Below are 15,590 nucleotides of genomic sequence, written 5' to 3' on the forward strand. Positions count from 1 at the left end.
ACCGAGCGTGACCAGGCAGACGGATCAAACGAAGGCAAGGCGGCAGTAGAAGAACCGGAAAGCGCGTGCGTATGGTCGCGCGCGCAATTTCGCATCCACCCGAAGAGCGAAGGAGAAGACATGAGCTCAGCGACCACGCTGGACATTCCAGCCGGCAAACCCGGCTTCCTGGAGAAGGAAAGAACCATTGCGGGCCCCGGCTTCAACCGCTGGCTTGTTCCGCCCGCCGCGCTGGCGATCCATTTGTGCATCGGCATGGCCTACGGGTTCTCCGTGTTCTGGCTGCCGCTGTCCAAGGCCCTGGGCGGAACCGCGGCGCTCTCGTGCCCCGCGGACATGAGCCTGTTCGCCGAACTGTTCACCACCAGCTGCGACTGGCGTATTTCCAGCATGACGGTGACCTACATCCTGTTCTTCGTGCTGCTGGGCTGCTCGGCCGCGGTATGGGGCGGGTGGCTGGAACGCGCCGGACCGCGCAAGGCCGGTATCGTCTCGGCGCTATGCTGGTGCGGCGGCCTGGTCATCTCGGCCATCGGGGTCTACCTTCATCAGTTGTGGATGCTGTGGGTGGGCTCCGGCGTGATCGGCGGCGTGGGCCTGGGACTGGGCTATATCTCGCCGGTCAGCACCTTGATCAAGTGGTTTCCCGACCGGCGCGGCATGGCGACCGGCATGGCCATCATGGGCTTCGGCGGCGGCGCCATGGTGGGTGCGCCCCTCGCCAACCTGTTGATGCGCCACTACGCCACGCCCAGTTCGCCCGGCGTGTGGCAGACCTTCCTGACCATGGCGGCCATCTACGCCGTATTCATGGTCGCCGGCGCGCTGTCCTACCGGGTACCGGCATCGAACTGGAAGCCCGAAGGCTGGACGCCCCCGTCGGCACAGACCAGGAACGCGATGATCACCCACGGCCATGTGCACGTGAAGAAAGTGTGGGGCGTGCCGCAATTCTGGCTGGTCTGGCTGGCGCTGTGCCTGAACGTGACCGCCGGCATCGGCATTATCGGCATGGCTTCGCCCCTGCTGCAGGAAGTGTTCGGCGGCCGTCTCATCGGCCAGGACGGCCTGACCTTTTCGCAATTGAACAAGGAACAACTGGCCGCCATCGCGACCATCGCGGCCGGCTTCACCGGACTGCTCAGCCTGTTCAATATTGGCGGCCGCTTCGCCTGGGCCAGTTTTTCGGACAAGCTGGGCCGCAAGATGACCTATTGCGTCTTCTTCGTCCTGGGCATCGTGCTGTACGCCTCGGTGCCCTGGTCCGCGCATGCCGGCCACCTGGCCTTGTTCGTGGGCGCCTTCTGCATCATCCTGTCGATGTACGGCGGCGGCTTCTCCACGGTGCCCGCGTACCTGGCCGACCTGTTCGGCACCCAGATGGTGGGCGCCATCCACGGACGCCTGTTGACCGCGTGGTCGGCGGCGGGCATCTTCGGCCCCATACTGATCAGCTATATCCGCGAGTATCAGTTGGCCATCGGCGTGCCGCGCGCGCAGGTCTACGACATCACCATGTACATCCTGGCCGGCATCCTGGTGCTGGGGCTGCTGTGCAACCTGGCGATCCGTCCGGTCAATCCCAAGCACTTCATGAACGACGAAGAGCTTGCCCGCGAAAAGGCGCTGGCGCATGAGCGCGCCGTGGCCACGCAGGTGCAGGGCGAAGCCATCTCCACCACGCGCACACCCGCCATGGCCGTGGCCTTCGGCTGGGCCTGCGTCGGCATCCCGCTGGCCTGGGGCTTTTGGCTCACCCTGCAGCAGGCGGTGGTGCTGTTCCGGTAAAGCGGTGCGATCAAGGCCATGAAAAACGCCGGTGCCCATTAGGACACCGGCGTTTTTCTTCAGGCGGTCGCGCCATGCGCAGCCACCGGCGAACAGGCAAGCCTAGGACTTGTCTTTGTCTTCCTTGACGCGGTACACCAGCACCGCCACATGCGCCAGGGAAAGCACCTTGGCGGTCACGCTGCCCAGCAGCAGCCGCGACAGGCCGCTGCGGCCGTGGCTGCCGATGAAGATCAGGTCGCAGCCGGCATCGGTGGCGGCCTGTACGATGCCATCGGCCACGTTGAAGTTGGACACCGCGCGCGAGGAGCCCTTCACGCCCGCGGTACTGGCGCGGTCCATGACCTGCTTCAGATAGCGCTGCGATTGCTCGGCGGACGCCTTTTCGTAGTCTTCGTCGGTGATGGCATAGGCGGCGGCCATGCCGTCGAAACCTATGGTGGCCGCGAAGGGCTGGGTAACATGCAGCGCCACGACTTCGGCGCCCGTCGAGCGGGCGAAGCAGATCCCCGCATTGGCGGCCTGGGCGGACAGCGGGGACCCGTCGGTGGGAATCAGGATCTTCTTGAACATGGCCTGCTCCTTGTTTTTCGGTGAATCCATCCTACCGGAAAACCGTGCGCGGCGGCAGAGCACCTACCCGGGGTCGCGCCTGGGGTCTACCCTGAGATCGAGCCGGGGTTGAAGCTACCTTTGGGGCGTTTGCTGCGCGGCGACATACAGGTTGGTGCAGCGGGTCCCCGTGCGGCAATACGCCAGCACCGGGCCGGGCAAGGTGCGCAGCAATTCCGCGAAGCGGCTGACGTCCTCGGCGGTCATGCCGCCGCTGACCACCGGCTGGTACTCGACCTGCAGGCCGGCATTGAGGGCCGCCTGCGATACGTCGGCGGCCGTCGGCTGCTGCGGTCCGCCTTCATAGTCCGGGCGGTTGATGATGACGCTCTTGTAGCCGGCCGCGGCAACGGCCGCCATGTCGTCGGGCGACAATTGCGGCGCGACGGCGAAGGTGTCGGAGAGGCGATTGATGGGAACGGACATGGCGATTTTCCTTCTATGCGTCTATGGATAGGGCCGTGCCGCCGCACGACGTGACAATACGCCGCGAAACGCCGCGCAACGCCGGCGACGGAATGGATACGATCCAGTATAGGCGTCCCGGATGACGGTGGCCATGCTGCCGGCGCGCCGTTATGCGCCGCGCGCGGCCGGGGCACGCATCAGGTCCTCGACCATGCGCCAGGCCGCATCGTTGTCCACCATGCTGGCGGAGAATCGCAGATACGTCGAAGGGGCCTGAGTGGGAGAGAACAGCGTCCCGGGCGCCAGCAACAGGTTGCGCTCGGCCGCCGCCCGCGCCAGCCCTTCGGCATCGCGGCCGCAGTCGGCCCAGATGAACATGCCGGCATGCGGCATCTGCGGCACCTCGAAGCCCCGTTCCAGCAGCAGCTTCACGCAGCGTTCGCGCGCCACGTCGACGCGCGCGCGCACCCGTTCGACGTGGCGGCGGAACTGGCCCTCGGCCAGGATGCGGTGGATCACGCGCTCTCCCAGCTCCGACGAAGTCAGGCCCGACAGCATTTTCAATTCGGCGAGTTTCTCCAGCAGGGCGGGCGCGGCCGCGACGTAGCCGACCCGCAGGCTGGGCGCCAGCATCTTGGAAAAACCGCCCACCAGCATCACCCGGTTCAACCGGTCCAGCACCGACAGCCGCATCGCGTTGCCGGGGTGCAGTTCCGAATAGGTATCGTCTTCCACCAGCATGAAGTCGTGCCGCTCGGCGATGCGCAGGATGTCGTAGGCCGTGCCCGCCGACAGCGTGTGCCCGGTGGGATTGTGGACGACGCTGTTGACGATGAAGAGCTTGGGCCGGTGCTGCGCCGCCAACCGTTCCAGGGCCTCCACGTCCGGCCCCGCCGGGGTGCGCGGCACGCCGATGACGCGCGCGCCCACCGCGGCCAGGCGGCCGAAGATCACGAACCAGGCCGGGTCCTCCACCAGCACGGCATCGCCTGGCCCTACCAGCAGGCGGGCGATCAGGTCCAGCCCATGGGTGACGCCGGCCGTGGTCAATAGATTGTGTTCGGGATGCGCCGGCACGCCGAGGCCTTGCAGGAGGGCCGCGATCTGCTGGCGCAGGGCCGGGTAACCTTGCGGCTGGCCGTAGGAAAGGAGGTTGTTGCGCACCGTGCGCCCAACCGCGCGGACGGCGCCTGCAACCATGTCGGCGTCCAGCCATTCGGGCGGCAACAGTCCCGCGCCACCCGGCATGCCGGGGCCGACAGTCTCGCGGAACATGCTGCGCAACAGCCAGGCGATGTCGATGCGCGCCGGCGCATCCAGCGCTGCCGGCGGCGCCGGCACCGCCGCCGATCGCGCGGGGCTGCGTGCCGCAACGAAAAACCCCGCGCCGCGGCGCGACTGCACCAGTCCGCTGGCAGCCAGGCGGTCGTAGGCTTCCACGACCGTGAAGCGGCTGACCCCAGCCTGTTCGGCCATGGCCCTGATCGAGGGCAGGCGCGAGCCCGGACGCAAGCCTTCGTCTTCGATGCGGCGCGTCAGCGCATCCACCAGTTGGGCGGCCAGCGTGACGTCATTGCCGCGCACGGGGCGCCAGCGGGACGGCGAGTCGGAGGAAAGTGTCATGGTGGGAAAGGCAGGCCAGTTATGCCAGTGAACTGGAGATCTGTACCGGTACTGTACTGGTTGGTGTGCGTAGAGTGTCAGTTCCCGAGCCCGCGTGCAAGTGCCGTGGCCTCCGTATCTTCCCTTGGATATGACCATGCCGCGCAATGTCGCCCCTTCGGTTACCCTGCCCGCCGCGCCGGTGGCGCCCCACCACTGGGAGGGCTACGGGGCGGCCTTCGTGGGGGTGCTGGTATTCAGCCTGACATTGCCGATGTCGCGCATCGCGGTGGCCGAGCTGCATCCCCTGCTGGTCGGGCTGGGGCGCGCGGTGGTGGCGGCCGTACCGGCCGGACTGCTGTTGTGGCTGACGCGCAGCCGCTTGCCGGCACGAGCCGAATGGCCTGGCGTGATCCTGGCGGCATTGGGCGTCGTGGCCGGATGGCCGGTGGCCTCGACGCTGGCCATGCAAACCGTGCCGGCCGCGCATGGCGCGGTGGTCAACGGACTGCTGCCGCTTGCGACGGCCGCCTTCGCCGCCCTGGGCAGCGGGGAACGCCCGCCCCGCCGCTTCTGGTTCTGGGCAATGGCGGGCGCGGCCCTGGTCGCGGCGTTCGCCCTGCGCGAAGGCGGCGGCGCACTGCAGGTCGGCGACGTCTGGCTGCTCGTGGCCACCGTCCTGGGCGGCATGGGCTACGCGGAAGGCGCGCGCGTGTCCCGCACACTGGGCGGCTGGCGCACCATCTGCTGGGCGCTGGTCGTCAGCGCGCCCTTTCTCATAGGCCCGGTGGCGTGGATGGCCGCGCAGGTAACCGCGGCACCGTCGCCGGCGGTATGGCTGGCGCTGGCCTACCTGTCCTTCGGTTCGATGTTCCTGGGCTTTTTCGCGTGGTATCGGGGGCTGGCGCGCGGCGGCATCGCGCGGGTCGGCCAGGTGCAGTTGCTGCAGCCGTTCATCACCGTCGTGGCGGCAGCCCTCCTGTTCGGCGAAACGGTGACGCTCGCCACGCTTTTGTTCGCAGTGGCCGTCATCGGGGTGATCGCCGCGGGGCGCCGCGCCGCCGCGCGAGGAGGCCGATGACGATGGACCTGACCGAGACGATTCCGCTGCTGTCGGGCAGCCTGCTGGGACCGCTGGCGCTGTTCGCGCTGGTGAGCTCGATCACGCCGGGACCCAACAACATCATGCTGGCGTCTTCCGGCTTGAATTTCGGCTTCCGCCGATCGATGCCGCACATGCTGGGCGTCAACCTGGGATTCACGCTGATGATCCTGCTGGTGGGCGCGGGGCTGGGTGCGGTGTTCCACAGCATGCCGCTGCTCTACACGCTGTTGAAGTACGCGGGCGCCGCCTACCTGCTCTACCTGGCGTGGAAGATCGCCACCGCCGGACAGATCGAGGAAGGCGCCCGGGGCGCGCGGCCGATCACCTTCATGCAGGCCGCCGCTTTCCAATGGGTCAATCCGAAGGCCTGGGTCATGGTGGTGGGACTGGCCGCGACCTATATTCCGGAATCCGGTTTCTTCCTGAACCTGATCGTGGCGGCGCTGGTGTGCGCGGTCGTCAACCTGCCCAGCATCGGCGTCTGGGTGACTTTCGGCACGGCGCTGCGCCGGGTCCTGCGCCAACCTGCGGCCGTGCGGGCCTTCAACGTGGGCATGGCCGCGCTGCTGGTGATTTCGCTGTATCCGATTGCCCTGGAACTGGCGGCGCACTTCGCGCCGCGCTAAGCCCGCCGCACGACCCTGACCTTGCCGCTGTTGCCGCCGCCGCAGAAGAAACGGTCGGCGCCGTCGGCCTCCAGCCCCGAAACGCCCACGCCAGGCGGCATTTCGAGCGACTCCAGCACTTCCCCGCTGCGCGGATCGATACGACGGAGATCGCTGGCCTCGGCTTCCCATGTGCCATGCCAAAGCTCGCCCTCTACCCAGGTCACACCGGTGACGTAGCGGTTCGATTCGATGGTGCGCAGGATCGCGCCCGTCTCCGGATCGATCTGGTGGATTTTGCGGCCGCGGTACTGGCCCACCCAGAGCGTGCCTTCCGCCCATGCCAGTCCGGCATCGTCACCCCCGCCACCGGGTGCGGGGATGGTCGCCAGGACCGCGCCGCTGTCCGGATCGATCTTCAGGATCCGGTCGCCCGAGATCTGGAACAGGTGGTGGCCGTCATAGGCCGTTCCCGCGTTCGCGGGAGCATCGATGGAACGCTGTGTCTGGCCGCTCGCGGGGTCGAAGGCCAGCAGCTGGTCACCCGTGGCGAACCAGACGTGCCGGCCGTCATAGGTGACGCCATGTACGGCGTCGACGCCCGGGAACGGGCCATATTCGCGATCGATCTGGGCAGGTTTGGTTTTCATGTGGGCATCCTAGTCCATCGGCAGCGGCGCAGGGAGTAACAAGGTCGTCGCGAATCCATGCAGCGGCCGCGCCATCCAGCGCCGTGCCCTACCCCGGCCGACGAAGTGGATGGCGCCCGCCGCGGCCAGCGACTCCAGCGCCCGCTGCACGGTACGCTGGCTATCCCCCAGGGCCAGCGCCAGCGCCGAGCTGGACCACGCCTCGCCGTCCGCCAGAAATGCCAGCACCGCCGCGTGCGGCACGTCCACCGGACGTGCCAGCACCAACACTTCCGGGGCACGGCGCGGCGCCAGCGCAAAGCCTTGCCGGGTCGCCGTTACCTCGGCCAGGTCGCGCAACAACGTCCGCAGCCGCCCCATTTCCACGCGCAGCCGTGCACGGTGCGATTCGTCCGCGGACCGGGCCCGGAATGCGCGTGCGATGAGCATCCCGCGCGGTACGTCGGCCGGCCAGGCCTCGGCCAGCGCATGCGCCAGCGCGAACAAGACCGGCCGGCTCGCCAATGGGACGGCGATGCCGGCCTGGCGCACCACATGCCGGCAGGCGTCCACGACCAGCGCATCCGATGCCAGCACGGCTTCCACCTCGTCGAGCCGGAGCAGCCGTTCCCCGCCCCCCGCGACCAGCCGCGCCGCCGGCATGTCCAAGGCCGCGCGGGCGCTTTCGACCTCGGCTTGCAGGGCGGGAATACCGGCTTCGTCAGCCGCGCGGCGGGCTTGCACCAGCGCTTCGCGCGCCGCCCGGGCACGCACGCGGCGCATGGCGACCCCGGCGGCCAGCAAGGCATGGACGGCCCTGCTTGCCGCGGGCAGGGCCACCGGATCCAATGCGGCGAGCACATGCTCGGCCTCGTCCAGCCGGCCGGTCAGGAGCAGATACCGTACGTGCAGACAGCGCGCATGCGCGGCGTTGCGCCGATCGCCATGCGCATCCAGTGTCATGCGGGCCGCATCCAGCGCCTTCGCGGGCCAGCCGAGGTCGCGCGCAGCCAGCGCAATCTCCGCTTCCGCCACCACGCACCGGGCGCGCGCCACCACATCCCTGACGCCGAAGGCGCGCGCCGCGCTGCGTACCAGCGCCTGCGCGCGCACGAAATCGCCCAACTGCGCCATGGCAATGCCGCGCAGCGCCAGCGCGGAGGCGTCGTCGCGCAGCGCGACCTGGTTCAGCGCGCCCAGCGGGTCACCCGCCGCCAGCGAGCGCGCCGCAGCCCTCATCTTCTGGTCCACTGGATTCCCGCCACACTTGTCACTCCCAGCCTGCGCTGCCCCGGCCTAATCTATCACGGCCCCCACGCAGCGCGCCGATGGAACGCAGGGTGTTCGCCCCGGCGCGGCATCACGCAGGACACGCGCTGCGGGCCCGGCCCGAACCACCGCGGAGCAGAGGATCCCGATGGACATGCACACAAACCCCCCGCCCCCGCCGTACCCAACGCCGGCGCGCGCTGCGCGGCGGCGGTTCATCGGCATCTCGACGCTGCTTTTCCTGGGCGGCGTCACCGCGACGCTCGCCTCACATGCGGCCTTGCCGGCGTGGGCGGGCATCCCGCTGTGCGGGGGCGGGACGATGTCCATGACCTGGATGCGCATGCCGGGACAGACCTGGCTGGACGCCGGACTCGCCTTCGTGGCCATGTGGGTCGCGATGATGACCGCCATGATGCTGCCCGCGCTGGCGCCCATGCTGTGGCGCTATCGGCTCGCGGTCGAGCGCGGCGTTTCGCGCCATGGCGAACCGGCGCGGCCGCGCGCGGGCGAGGCACGCCTGGACGGGCTCGCCGCATTGGCCGGCCTGGGCTATCTGGCGGTATGGACGGCGTTCGGCGTGGCCATCTTTCCGATCGGCGCGGCGGTAGGCGCCGCCGCGATGCGACTGCCCGCGCTGGCGCAAGCCATGCCGCTCGCGCAGGGCGTGGTCGTGGTACTCGGGGGAGTACTGCAATGCAGCCCATGGAAAGCACGCCATCTTGCCGGCTCTCTGCGGACACCGGACCCGGACCGCGGCTTGCCCGCCGACCCGGGTACCGCCTGGCGTCACGGCATGCGCCTGGGCCTGCACTGCGGCTCCTGCTGCGCGGGCCTGACGGCCGTCCTGCTGGCCATGGGCATCATGGACCTGGCCGCGATGGCCCTCGTCACGGCGGCCATCACAGCCGAACGGGTCGCCCCCGGCGGCGCACGGGTCGCACGCGGCATTGGGGCCGTCACCCTCGTCGGCGGCCTGTACCTCGGGTTGCGAGCGATCACCGGCGCGTGAACAAGCCCCGGGAACCGGGCTCCCGGCCGGCGGTCTATACGCCATGCCGACGCTTCCCCGCCTGCCCATCCGTCTCCACATGCGCCGCGCCATCGCCGCCGCGCTGGTGGCGACCTGCGCGGTAGTGGGCTGCACGCGGCTGGATGCCTGGCAGCGGGAAGCGATCTTCTCGCCTGCCCACGGCGACCAGCGCTGGTTCAGCGAGCCGCCGGAAGGCACGGAGGTCTTCGACCTGCCGGTCGCGCCGGGGCAGCATGTGCGTACCTGGTACTGGCAAAGCCCCACGCCCGGCGCGCCGACCGTACTCTACCTGCATGGCGCCCGCTGGAACCTGAACGGCAGCGCCTTTCGCATGGCCAGCTGGACTCGCATGGGCTATTCGGTGCTGGCAATCGATTACCGCGGATTCGGCGACTCCACCCGCCTGCTGCCATCGGAAGAAACGGCCGGCGAAGACGCGGCCGCCGCCATGCAGGAACTGGCGCGCCGCCAGCCGGACCCCGCGCGCCGCTTCGTCTATGGCCATAGCCTGGGCGGCGCCGTCGCCATCGACCTGGCATCGCGCAAGGACGCCCCGCGTTTCGCGGGCCTGATCGTGGAGTCCAGCTTCACCAGCATTGCCGCCATGCTGGGCACGCTGGAATGGGGATGGGTTCCAGGCGCCAGCCTGCTCGTCACGCAGCCATTCGATTCGGTGGACAAGCTCACCGACCTGACCACGCCGGTGCTCTTCCTGCATGGCACGAACGACCGCGTGGTCCCCCACACCATGAGCGACCAGCTCTTCGCGGCGGCGCAGCGGGTGGCGCCGAACCTGAAGCGGCTGGTGAAGATCGACGGCGCCTCGCATTCCGGGGCCGTGCGCAGCGGTCCGGTCTACCAGGAAGCGGTGGAGTCCTTCGTGCGCGACGCCATCGCCGCCTACCATGGCGCTCCCATGCCGCAGCGCGCGCCGGTGGACGCGCGGACCGGCGCCCCGGGCGGAGCGGAGCCGTTGTAAATATATTAAGCAGCCATTAGACTGCCCCATCGGCGCGCGAGCCGCGCCCTCTCCAAGGAGAAGACGTTGAACCGTACGCGCTGGCAAGGGGTCTTTCCCGCCGTCACCACGAAGTTCCATGAAGACGAATCGCTGGACCATGATGAAATGCGCCGGCATTTCAGCTTCCTGATCGACAACGGCGTGCACGGGATGGTGACCTGCGGATCCCTCGGCGAGGCCAGCACGCTGTCCATGGAAGAAAAACTGGCGGTGGCCAGGACCGCCGTCGAAGTCTCCGGAAGCCGCATTCCGGTACTGGCCAACGTTTCGGAAACCAGCACGCGGGATGCGCTGCGCTACGTCAAGGCCGCGGTGGACCTGGGCGTGGACGGCTTCATGGTCATGCCTTCGGTGCTGTATGTCGCCGATGCGCGCGAGGCCATGCAGAACGTGCGCACCATCGCCGAAGCCGCCCGCAAGCCGTGCATGATCTACAACAATCCCGTGGCCTACCGGGTCGACCTGAAACCGGAGGACATGGCCCAGTTGGCCGACTGCGAATGGCTGGCCGCCATCAAGGAAAGCACGGACAACATCCGCCGCATTACCGACCTGCGCAATGCGCTCGGCACGCGCTACCAGTTGTTCATCGGGGTGGACGACCTTTCGTTCGAGGCGCTCGCGCTGGGCGCAGACGGCTTGCTGGCGGGCCTGGTCACGGCCTTCCCGCGCGAGACCGTCGCGCTCTACGACCTGATGAAGGCCGGCGAGTGGGCGCAGGCGCTCAAGCTCTACCAGTGGTTCACCCCCCTGCTGCATCTGGATGTATCGACCAAACTGGTGCAGAACATCAAACTGGCCGAAGCCATGGCGGGCGTCGGCAACGAGCATGTCCGGCGCCCTCGCCTGCCGCTGGCCGGCGAGGAACGGGCCCGCGTGGAGGCCATCGTCAGGGCCGCGCTGGAAAGCCGGCCGCAGGCTTATCGTTCGCAATGAGCGTGCGCCACGTACCGCTGCGCTTGCCGCGGGAGCTTCGCGCATGACCGGCGCCGTACCGAAGCGGCGGGCCGCCGACGTCGCCTACGACATCATCGAAAGCATGATCGCCACGCTGCAGCTGCTGCCGGGCAGCCCCGTGGTCGAGGCCGACCTGGTGCAGCGGACCGGCCTGGGCCGCACGCCGTTGCGGGAAGCCCTGCTGCGCATGGTGAGCGCCGGCCTGATCACGCAGGAACCCCGGCGCGGGCTGCGCGTGTCCAACGTCGAGTTGTCCGACTACCTGGACCTGCTGCAGACCCGCAGGTCGCTGGAGCACTTGATCGCGACGTCGGCGGCGCGGCGTGCCACGCCGCCGCAGCGGCACGGCATTGTCGACTGTGCGCGGCATATGATGCGCGCCGCCACGAGCGGCAACCTGGACGACTACATGCAGGCGGACCAGATGCTGGACCACGCCTGCCATGACGCCTGCCGCAACGTATCGGCGGTGACGGCCGTCACCCCGCTGCTTATCCAGTGCCGCCGCTTCTGGTACGCCTACCAGCATGAAGGGGATGTCAACGAAGGCGCCCGGCTCCACATGGCCATGGCGGAAGGCATCGCCAGCGGCGACGAGCACGCCGCATTGGGCGGCGCCAACGCATTGATGGACTATCTGGAAGCGTTCGCGCGCAAGGTGATCGACGCGTAGGTCCGGGGGTCAGTCCGCATCCCGGTTCGCGGCATAGCGTGCGATACGCAGGCGGTTGCGCAGCAGCCATTCCGCCAGCCCCGGGCCGGACAGGACCTGGTATTCGGCGCCGCGTTGCGCCGCCATGCCGCGCCCGCCGGCCGCGGGCAACGCGGGATGGCACATCAGCAGGTCGCCGTCGCAGGCATTGCGCAGCCATAGTTTGAGCAGGCCATCGTAGGCCTGCGCGCCGCCCTGGAAATCGTAGACGCCCAGCAGCCGCCGATTGGTGCGGAGGCCGGCTGCGCCCGCCGCCCTGGCGAAGGCGCCGGCGCCCAGCGCGCCGATGATTCGCGCCTTGCGCCGCAAGGCCTCGGGCAGGCCATCCAGCCGCCCCGGCACCGTGCACCGCAGCCACGGGCCCTTGCCGGTATAGCGCCGCGCCACCACGGCCAGCAGCGCGCTGCGGATCTGCGGCAACTGGTGGACGTGCTGGTGGCCGTCGATGAAGTCGGGCGCGCGGCCCATTGCCGATTCGAAGGCGTCGAGCTGGCGGTCGATCTGCCGGGTGATGCGGCCGGCATCCAGCACATGCGCATAGGCACACGCGATCAGGCGCGGCAGCGGCAGATAAAGCCCGGACTCGCCCAGCGCCTCGGTGAAATTCAAATGCACGCCGGTATCCACATCGGCCTGCCGCAACCGCGGCGCATCCTGGCGGAAGGAAGGTGCGTGGCTCAGGCACGCGACGGCGCTGAGGCGGCCAGCGTGCGCGAGCGCAATCACGCCATCGTTGATCGCCGTGTTCATGCCAAAATCGTCGGCGCATACGACAATGCGCCTGACCCCGGCACCCACCTCCGCCGGTCCACCCGAACCCGTTTCCATGGATGTCTTCGAATGCGGTCCCTGATCCGCCAACTCAGCTGGTTCATCGCCGTTGGCTGCGCAGCCGCCGCCACCCACTGGCTGGTGGTCGTGGCGTGCGTCGAAGCGATGGATGCCCGGCCATTGCTGGCGAACGTCCTGGGCTGGCTGGTGGCTTTCTGCGTGTCCTTCAGCGGTCATTATCTGCTCACTTTCCGCCACCAGGCGGGCGCGTGGCATGTGGCGGCCGTGCGTTTTTTCTGCATCTCCGCCGGTGGGTTCGCCATCAATGAGCTGACATACGCCTGGCTGCTGCATCGTACGGCCTTGCGGTACGACGTCCTGCTCGCGCTGGTGCTGTTGGCCATTGCCGTGCTCACCTTCCTGTTCAGTCGGTTCTGGGCATTCCGCCGCAATGCTGCGACTTGAATGCCTGGTTCGGAACGACGCGCCATAGCGCGCGCTTGCCGCTCACGGCATAGGTCGGCACGCCGCGCAAGGCGCCGTATTGCTCCTGGTCGTCTTCCGGGTTGCCCCAGAACCAGAAGGTCCGATCCGCCGGCGCGGCGCACAGGCGCGCCTGCAACTCATCGGGCGAGATCAGCGTGCGCCGCATTACCTCGGGACGGAATTGCCCGGCGTCATAGAGCTCCTTGCGCCAGTTGTCGCGCAAGGGGATCTCCGGGTTGTCCCAGTTGTCGACCACCCATGCGGGGCGCGGGTCGCGCAGCGCCATCGGCAGATCATACGAATAGGCGTGCAGCATCACCACCTGGTCGCCGGCGCGGAAGTCCGCCGCGGCGCGCCGTGCCAGGGGCGCGGCATTCGGCCGTGCGTAGATGGTCGAGAGCCCCGTCGCCAACAGGCAGACCGCGACGGCCGCGACCAGGGAGCTGCGATAGCTGCGCCGCGCGTTTTCCGCGTCCTGGCCGGCCAGGGCGGCGACGATCACTTCGGCGACCAGCGCGGCCAGGGGCGGCAGTGTCGGCAGCACATAGCCGATCAGCTTGGAAGCCGGAATCGAAAAGAACACCAGCACGATCGCGATCCACACCGCCATCAGGACGCGCAGGGCATGCGCGTCGGTAGCGCGGTCCACCCAGAAAACCTTGCGGAACACGCCGCCCAGCCAGAATGTCCACGGCAGCGCCAGGCCCGCCACCACGGGCAGATAGAACCAGAAGGGCTGGCGGTTGTTGAAGGTCGCTTCGGCGAAGCGGTCGAACTGCTGGTAGACAAAGAAATAATGAAAGAACCCGGGATAGTCTTTCTGCACCACCCAGAACCACGGCAGGCACACCGCCAGAAACGCCACGATGGCCGGGGGCCATAGCAGCGCCCCCAAACCGCGCCAGCGGCGCAGCAGCACGATCCACAGCAGCAGGATACCGCCGGGCAGCACCATGCCGATCAGCCCCTTGGACAACACGCCGAGAGCGGCCAGGACCCCTGTCGCGACCGACATCGCGCGGTACGGTTCGCCGCGCGTGGCGCGCAGTACCGTGTCGGCGCCGGCCAGCGTCGTCAGGGTGATCATGCCGGCGACCAGCATGTCCAGATTGGCGAATTGCGATCCGCCGTAGAAGAAGGGCTGCGTCACCAGCACCAGCAAGGCCACCGTCGCCGTCCCGGCGCCGCGATAGCGGCGCATGAAGGCGTACAGCGCGACGGCGGCGGCCCAGGCGGCCAGCCACGAGGGCACGCGCGCCGCCCATGGATGCACCCCGAAGACGCTGAACGAAGCTTCGGCCAGCCAGTAGTACAGCGGCGGCTTGTGGAAGAACGGCAGGCCGTTGAGCAGCGGCACGCCATGCTCGCCGGCACGCAGCATCTCCCACGCCACGCCGGCATAGCGGCCTTCGTCGGGCAGCGTCATGGGCCGCAGCCACGAAAGCCAGGCCAGCCAGATACCGGTGAACAGGAAAAGCCAGTTCCTGGACGGCGCCTGCAGACGGCGCATCCAGCTTCCCGCGACAGTAGAAGTCATTTACTTGGTGAGGTTTTTTTCTGTGAATACCTTGCCGTGCTGCTCGCGCACCACGTACAGGGGCCGGCCTTTGACCTCGTCGAAGATGCGGCCGACATACTCGCCCACGACGCCAAGCGACAGCAGGTTGATGCCCGCGAAGAACAGCAATGCGGTGACGATGGTGGTCCAGCCGGAGACGGCGTTGCCATCGACCCAGTAGTCCACCACCAGGTAACAGCCATAGGCGAAGGACATCAGGGCGAACACGAAGCCGAGCACCGTCACCATGCGCAGCGGCCAGGTGGTGAACGCCGTCAGCCCGGCGAACGCCAGCTTGAAGAGCTGCCTGCCGTTGAAGCGACTGTCGCCGTGTATCCGCTCGGCCGGCGTGTACGGCAGCGCTTCGGCGCGGAAACCGACCCACGCATACAGTCCTTTCATGAAGCGCGTGCGTTCGGGCAGCGCATTGAGGGCCTGCACCACCCGGCGGTCCATGAGGCGGAAGTCGCCCGCATGCGCAGGCACTTCCACGCCGCGGCCTTCGCTCAACAGGCGATAGAAAAGATTGGCGCCAGTACGCTTGAGCCAATGTTCCGACTCGCGGTGCTGACGGACGGCATAAACCATGTCGGCGCCCGCCCGCCAGCGCGCCAGCATCTCGGGGATAAGCGCCGGCGGATGCTGCATATCGGCGTCCAGGCAGATGACCACGTCGCCGGTCGAAGCTTCCAGGCCCGCGCTCAGCGCGGCTTCCTTGCCGAAGTTGCGCGACAGCTGGATATAGCGGAAGCCGTCGATCGCCGACCATTCGCGCATCAGTTCCGGCGTACCGTCGGTGCTGCCGTCGTCGGTGACGATGACTTCCCAGGACGTGCATAGCCGACCCAGCATGGCGAGCAGCGCGGGCAACAGCACGCGCAGGTTGTCCCGCTCGTTCAGGCAGGGCACCACGCAGGAAATGCGGATGTCCTGGGGATCGGCCTTGCGGGATAGTGTTTCGGTGGTAAGCGTGCGCGGCGCGAACGCTTCGGAGCGGGCTTCAATATGCATGGCAATCGCAGAGTAGGGAACTG

The 15,590-nt window shown here is 68.3% G+C and carries 16 protein-coding genes; 8 read left to right on the top strand and 8 right to left on the bottom strand.

The features are described from left to right. The first annotated feature begins 120 nt into the window (after positions 1 to 120). A complete protein-coding gene (locus BAU07_RS21985) occupies positions 121 to 1,788 on the top strand; it encodes an OFA family MFS transporter (protein WP_066662500.1) in 1,668 nt (555 codons plus the stop codon). A gap of 102 nt (positions 1,789 to 1,890) precedes the next feature. Here the strand turns inward: BAU07_RS21985 and BAU07_RS21990 are convergent, their stop codons facing one another. The 3 genes from BAU07_RS21990 to BAU07_RS22000 form a co-directional block, all read right to left on the bottom strand. Continuing rightward, complete coding sequence (locus tag BAU07_RS21990; protein WP_066662502.1) at positions 1,891 to 2,361, bottom strand: universal stress protein; 471 nt, start codon at positions 2,359 to 2,361, stop codon at positions 1,891 to 1,893. Between the two features lie 114 nt (positions 2,362 to 2,475). Continuing rightward, on the bottom strand, positions 2,476 to 2,826 hold the full coding sequence (locus BAU07_RS21995; protein ID WP_066662505.1) for a protein tyrosine phosphatase family protein: 351 nt from the start codon (positions 2,824 to 2,826) through the stop codon (positions 2,476 to 2,478). A 150-nt stretch (positions 2,827 to 2,976) separates the two neighbouring features. Next, positions 2,977 to 4,392, bottom strand: coding sequence for an aminotransferase-like domain-containing protein (locus tag BAU07_RS22000; RefSeq protein WP_198168944.1), 1,416 nt, complete (start codon positions 4,390 to 4,392; stop codon positions 2,977 to 2,979). Positions 4,393 to 4,567: 175 nt separating this feature from the next. Here BAU07_RS22000 and BAU07_RS22005 point away from each other — a divergent pair, with 175 nt between their 5' ends. Together BAU07_RS22005 and BAU07_RS22010 are read left to right on the top strand one after the other, a co-directional pair. Continuing rightward, complete coding sequence (locus BAU07_RS22005) at positions 4,568 to 5,491, top strand: DMT family transporter (RefSeq protein ID WP_066662509.1); 924 nt, start codon at positions 4,568 to 4,570, stop codon at positions 5,489 to 5,491. Further along, the gene (locus BAU07_RS22010; protein WP_066662512.1) at positions 5,488 to 6,141 is read left to right on the top strand and encodes a LysE family translocator; all 654 of its coding nucleotides are present in this window, start codon (positions 5,488 to 5,490) and stop codon (positions 6,139 to 6,141) included. The genes BAU07_RS22005 and BAU07_RS22010 overlap by 4 nt, the downstream gene beginning before the upstream one ends. Here BAU07_RS22010 and BAU07_RS22015 read toward each other — a convergent pair. After that, positions 6,138 to 6,770 (bottom strand): Vgb family protein, encoded by a 633-nt coding sequence (locus BAU07_RS22015; protein WP_066662515.1) that lies wholly within the window; start codon positions 6,768 to 6,770, stop codon positions 6,138 to 6,140. The genes BAU07_RS22010 and BAU07_RS22015 overlap by 4 nt on opposite strands. 9 nt (positions 6,771 to 6,779) lie before the next feature. Continuing rightward, positions 6,780 to 7,988 (bottom strand): helix-turn-helix domain-containing protein, encoded by a 1,209-nt coding sequence (locus tag BAU07_RS22020; RefSeq protein WP_415830287.1) that lies wholly within the window; start codon positions 7,986 to 7,988, stop codon positions 6,780 to 6,782. 184 nt (positions 7,989 to 8,172) lie between these two features. Between BAU07_RS22020 and BAU07_RS22025 the strand changes: the two genes are divergently transcribed. The 4 genes from BAU07_RS22025 (at position 8,173) to BAU07_RS22040 (ending at position 11,702) form a co-directional block, all read left to right on the top strand. After that, positions 8,173 to 9,030 (top strand): DUF2182 domain-containing protein, encoded by an 858-nt coding sequence (locus BAU07_RS22025; protein WP_084026100.1) that lies wholly within the window; start codon positions 8,173 to 8,175, stop codon positions 9,028 to 9,030. A 43-nt stretch (positions 9,031 to 9,073) separates the two neighbouring features. Next, the gene (locus tag BAU07_RS22030) at positions 9,074 to 10,030 is read left to right on the top strand and encodes an alpha/beta hydrolase (RefSeq protein WP_084025916.1); all 957 of its coding nucleotides are present in this window, start codon (positions 9,074 to 9,076) and stop codon (positions 10,028 to 10,030) included. A gap of 66 nt (positions 10,031 to 10,096) precedes the next feature. After that, entirely contained in the window at positions 10,097 to 11,008 is a 912-nt protein-coding gene (locus BAU07_RS22035) for a dihydrodipicolinate synthase family protein (protein ID WP_066662524.1), read from the top strand. A gap of 43 nt (positions 11,009 to 11,051) precedes the next feature. Further along, positions 11,052 to 11,702, top strand: coding sequence for a GntR family transcriptional regulator (locus BAU07_RS22040; protein WP_066662527.1), 651 nt, complete (start codon positions 11,052 to 11,054; stop codon positions 11,700 to 11,702). Positions 11,703 to 11,711: 9 nt separating this feature from the next. Here BAU07_RS22040 and BAU07_RS22045 read toward each other — a convergent pair whose 3' ends face one another. Beyond that, entirely contained in the window at positions 11,712 to 12,467 is a 756-nt protein-coding gene (locus BAU07_RS22045) for a ChbG/HpnK family deacetylase (RefSeq protein WP_335617525.1), read from the bottom strand. Here BAU07_RS22045 and BAU07_RS27745 point away from each other — a divergent pair. Beyond that, entirely contained in the window at positions 12,351 to 12,977 is a 627-nt protein-coding gene (locus BAU07_RS27745) for a GtrA family protein (protein WP_335617526.1), read from the top strand. The two genes, BAU07_RS22045 and BAU07_RS27745, sit on opposite strands and share 117 nt — an antisense overlap. Here the strand turns inward: BAU07_RS27745 and BAU07_RS22055 are convergent. Both BAU07_RS22055 and BAU07_RS22060 read right to left on the bottom strand, forming a co-directional pair. After that, the gene (locus BAU07_RS22055) at positions 12,937 to 14,508 is read right to left on the bottom strand and encodes an ArnT family glycosyltransferase (RefSeq protein ID WP_157122393.1); all 1,572 of its coding nucleotides are present in this window, start codon (positions 14,506 to 14,508) and stop codon (positions 12,937 to 12,939) included. The genes BAU07_RS27745 and BAU07_RS22055 overlap by 41 nt on opposite strands. A gap of 27 nt (positions 14,509 to 14,535) precedes the next feature. Then, entirely contained in the window at positions 14,536 to 15,567 is a 1,032-nt protein-coding gene (locus BAU07_RS22060; RefSeq protein WP_066662531.1) for a glycosyltransferase family 2 protein, read from the bottom strand. Between the last annotated feature and the right edge of the window lie 23 nt (positions 15,568 to 15,590).

This window comes from Bordetella flabilis (assembly GCF_001676725.1).
Classification (GTDB): domain Bacteria; phylum Pseudomonadota; class Gammaproteobacteria; order Burkholderiales; family Burkholderiaceae_B; genus Bordetella_C; species Bordetella_C flabilis.

Excerpts from the sequence above, each read along its gene's own strand:
- BAU07_RS22030 (WP_084025916.1), top strand. The coding sequence starts at position 9,074 with ATGCCGACGCTTCCCCGCCTGCCCATCCGTCTCCACATGCGCCGCGCC.
- BAU07_RS22060 (WP_066662531.1), bottom strand. The coding sequence starts at position 15,567 with ATGCATATTGAAGCCCGCTCCGAAGCGTTCGCGCCGCGCACGCTTACC.
- BAU07_RS22005 (WP_066662509.1), top strand. The coding sequence starts at position 4,568 with ATGCCGCGCAATGTCGCCCCTTCGGTTACCCTGCCCGCCGCGCCGGTG.
- BAU07_RS22015 (WP_066662515.1), bottom strand. The coding sequence starts at position 6,770 with ATGAAAACCAAACCTGCCCAGATCGATCGCGAATATGGCCCGTTCCCG.
- BAU07_RS22040 (WP_066662527.1), top strand. The coding sequence starts at position 11,052 with ATGACCGGCGCCGTACCGAAGCGGCGGGCCGCCGACGTCGCCTACGAC.
- BAU07_RS22010 (WP_066662512.1), top strand. The coding sequence starts at position 5,488 with ATGACGATGGACCTGACCGAGACGATTCCGCTGCTGTCGGGCAGCCTG.
- BAU07_RS21995 (WP_066662505.1), bottom strand. The coding sequence starts at position 2,826 with ATGTCCGTTCCCATCAATCGCCTCTCCGACACCTTCGCCGTCGCGCCG.
- BAU07_RS21985 (WP_066662500.1), top strand. The coding sequence starts at position 121 with ATGAGCTCAGCGACCACGCTGGACATTCCAGCCGGCAAACCCGGCTTC.
- BAU07_RS21990 (WP_066662502.1), bottom strand. The coding sequence starts at position 2,361 with ATGTTCAAGAAGATCCTGATTCCCACCGACGGGTCCCCGCTGTCCGCC.
- BAU07_RS22020 (WP_415830287.1), bottom strand. The coding sequence starts at position 7,988 with ATGAGGGCTGCGGCGCGCTCGCTGGCGGCGGGTGACCCGCTGGGCGCG.
- BAU07_RS27745 (WP_335617526.1), top strand. The coding sequence starts at position 12,351 with ATGCACGCCGGTATCCACATCGGCCTGCCGCAACCGCGGCGCATCCTG.
- BAU07_RS22055 (WP_157122393.1), bottom strand. The coding sequence starts at position 14,508 with ATGCGCCGTCTGCAGGCGCCGTCCAGGAACTGGCTTTTCCTGTTCACC.
- BAU07_RS22025 (WP_084026100.1), top strand. The coding sequence starts at position 8,173 with ATGCACACAAACCCCCCGCCCCCGCCGTACCCAACGCCGGCGCGCGCT.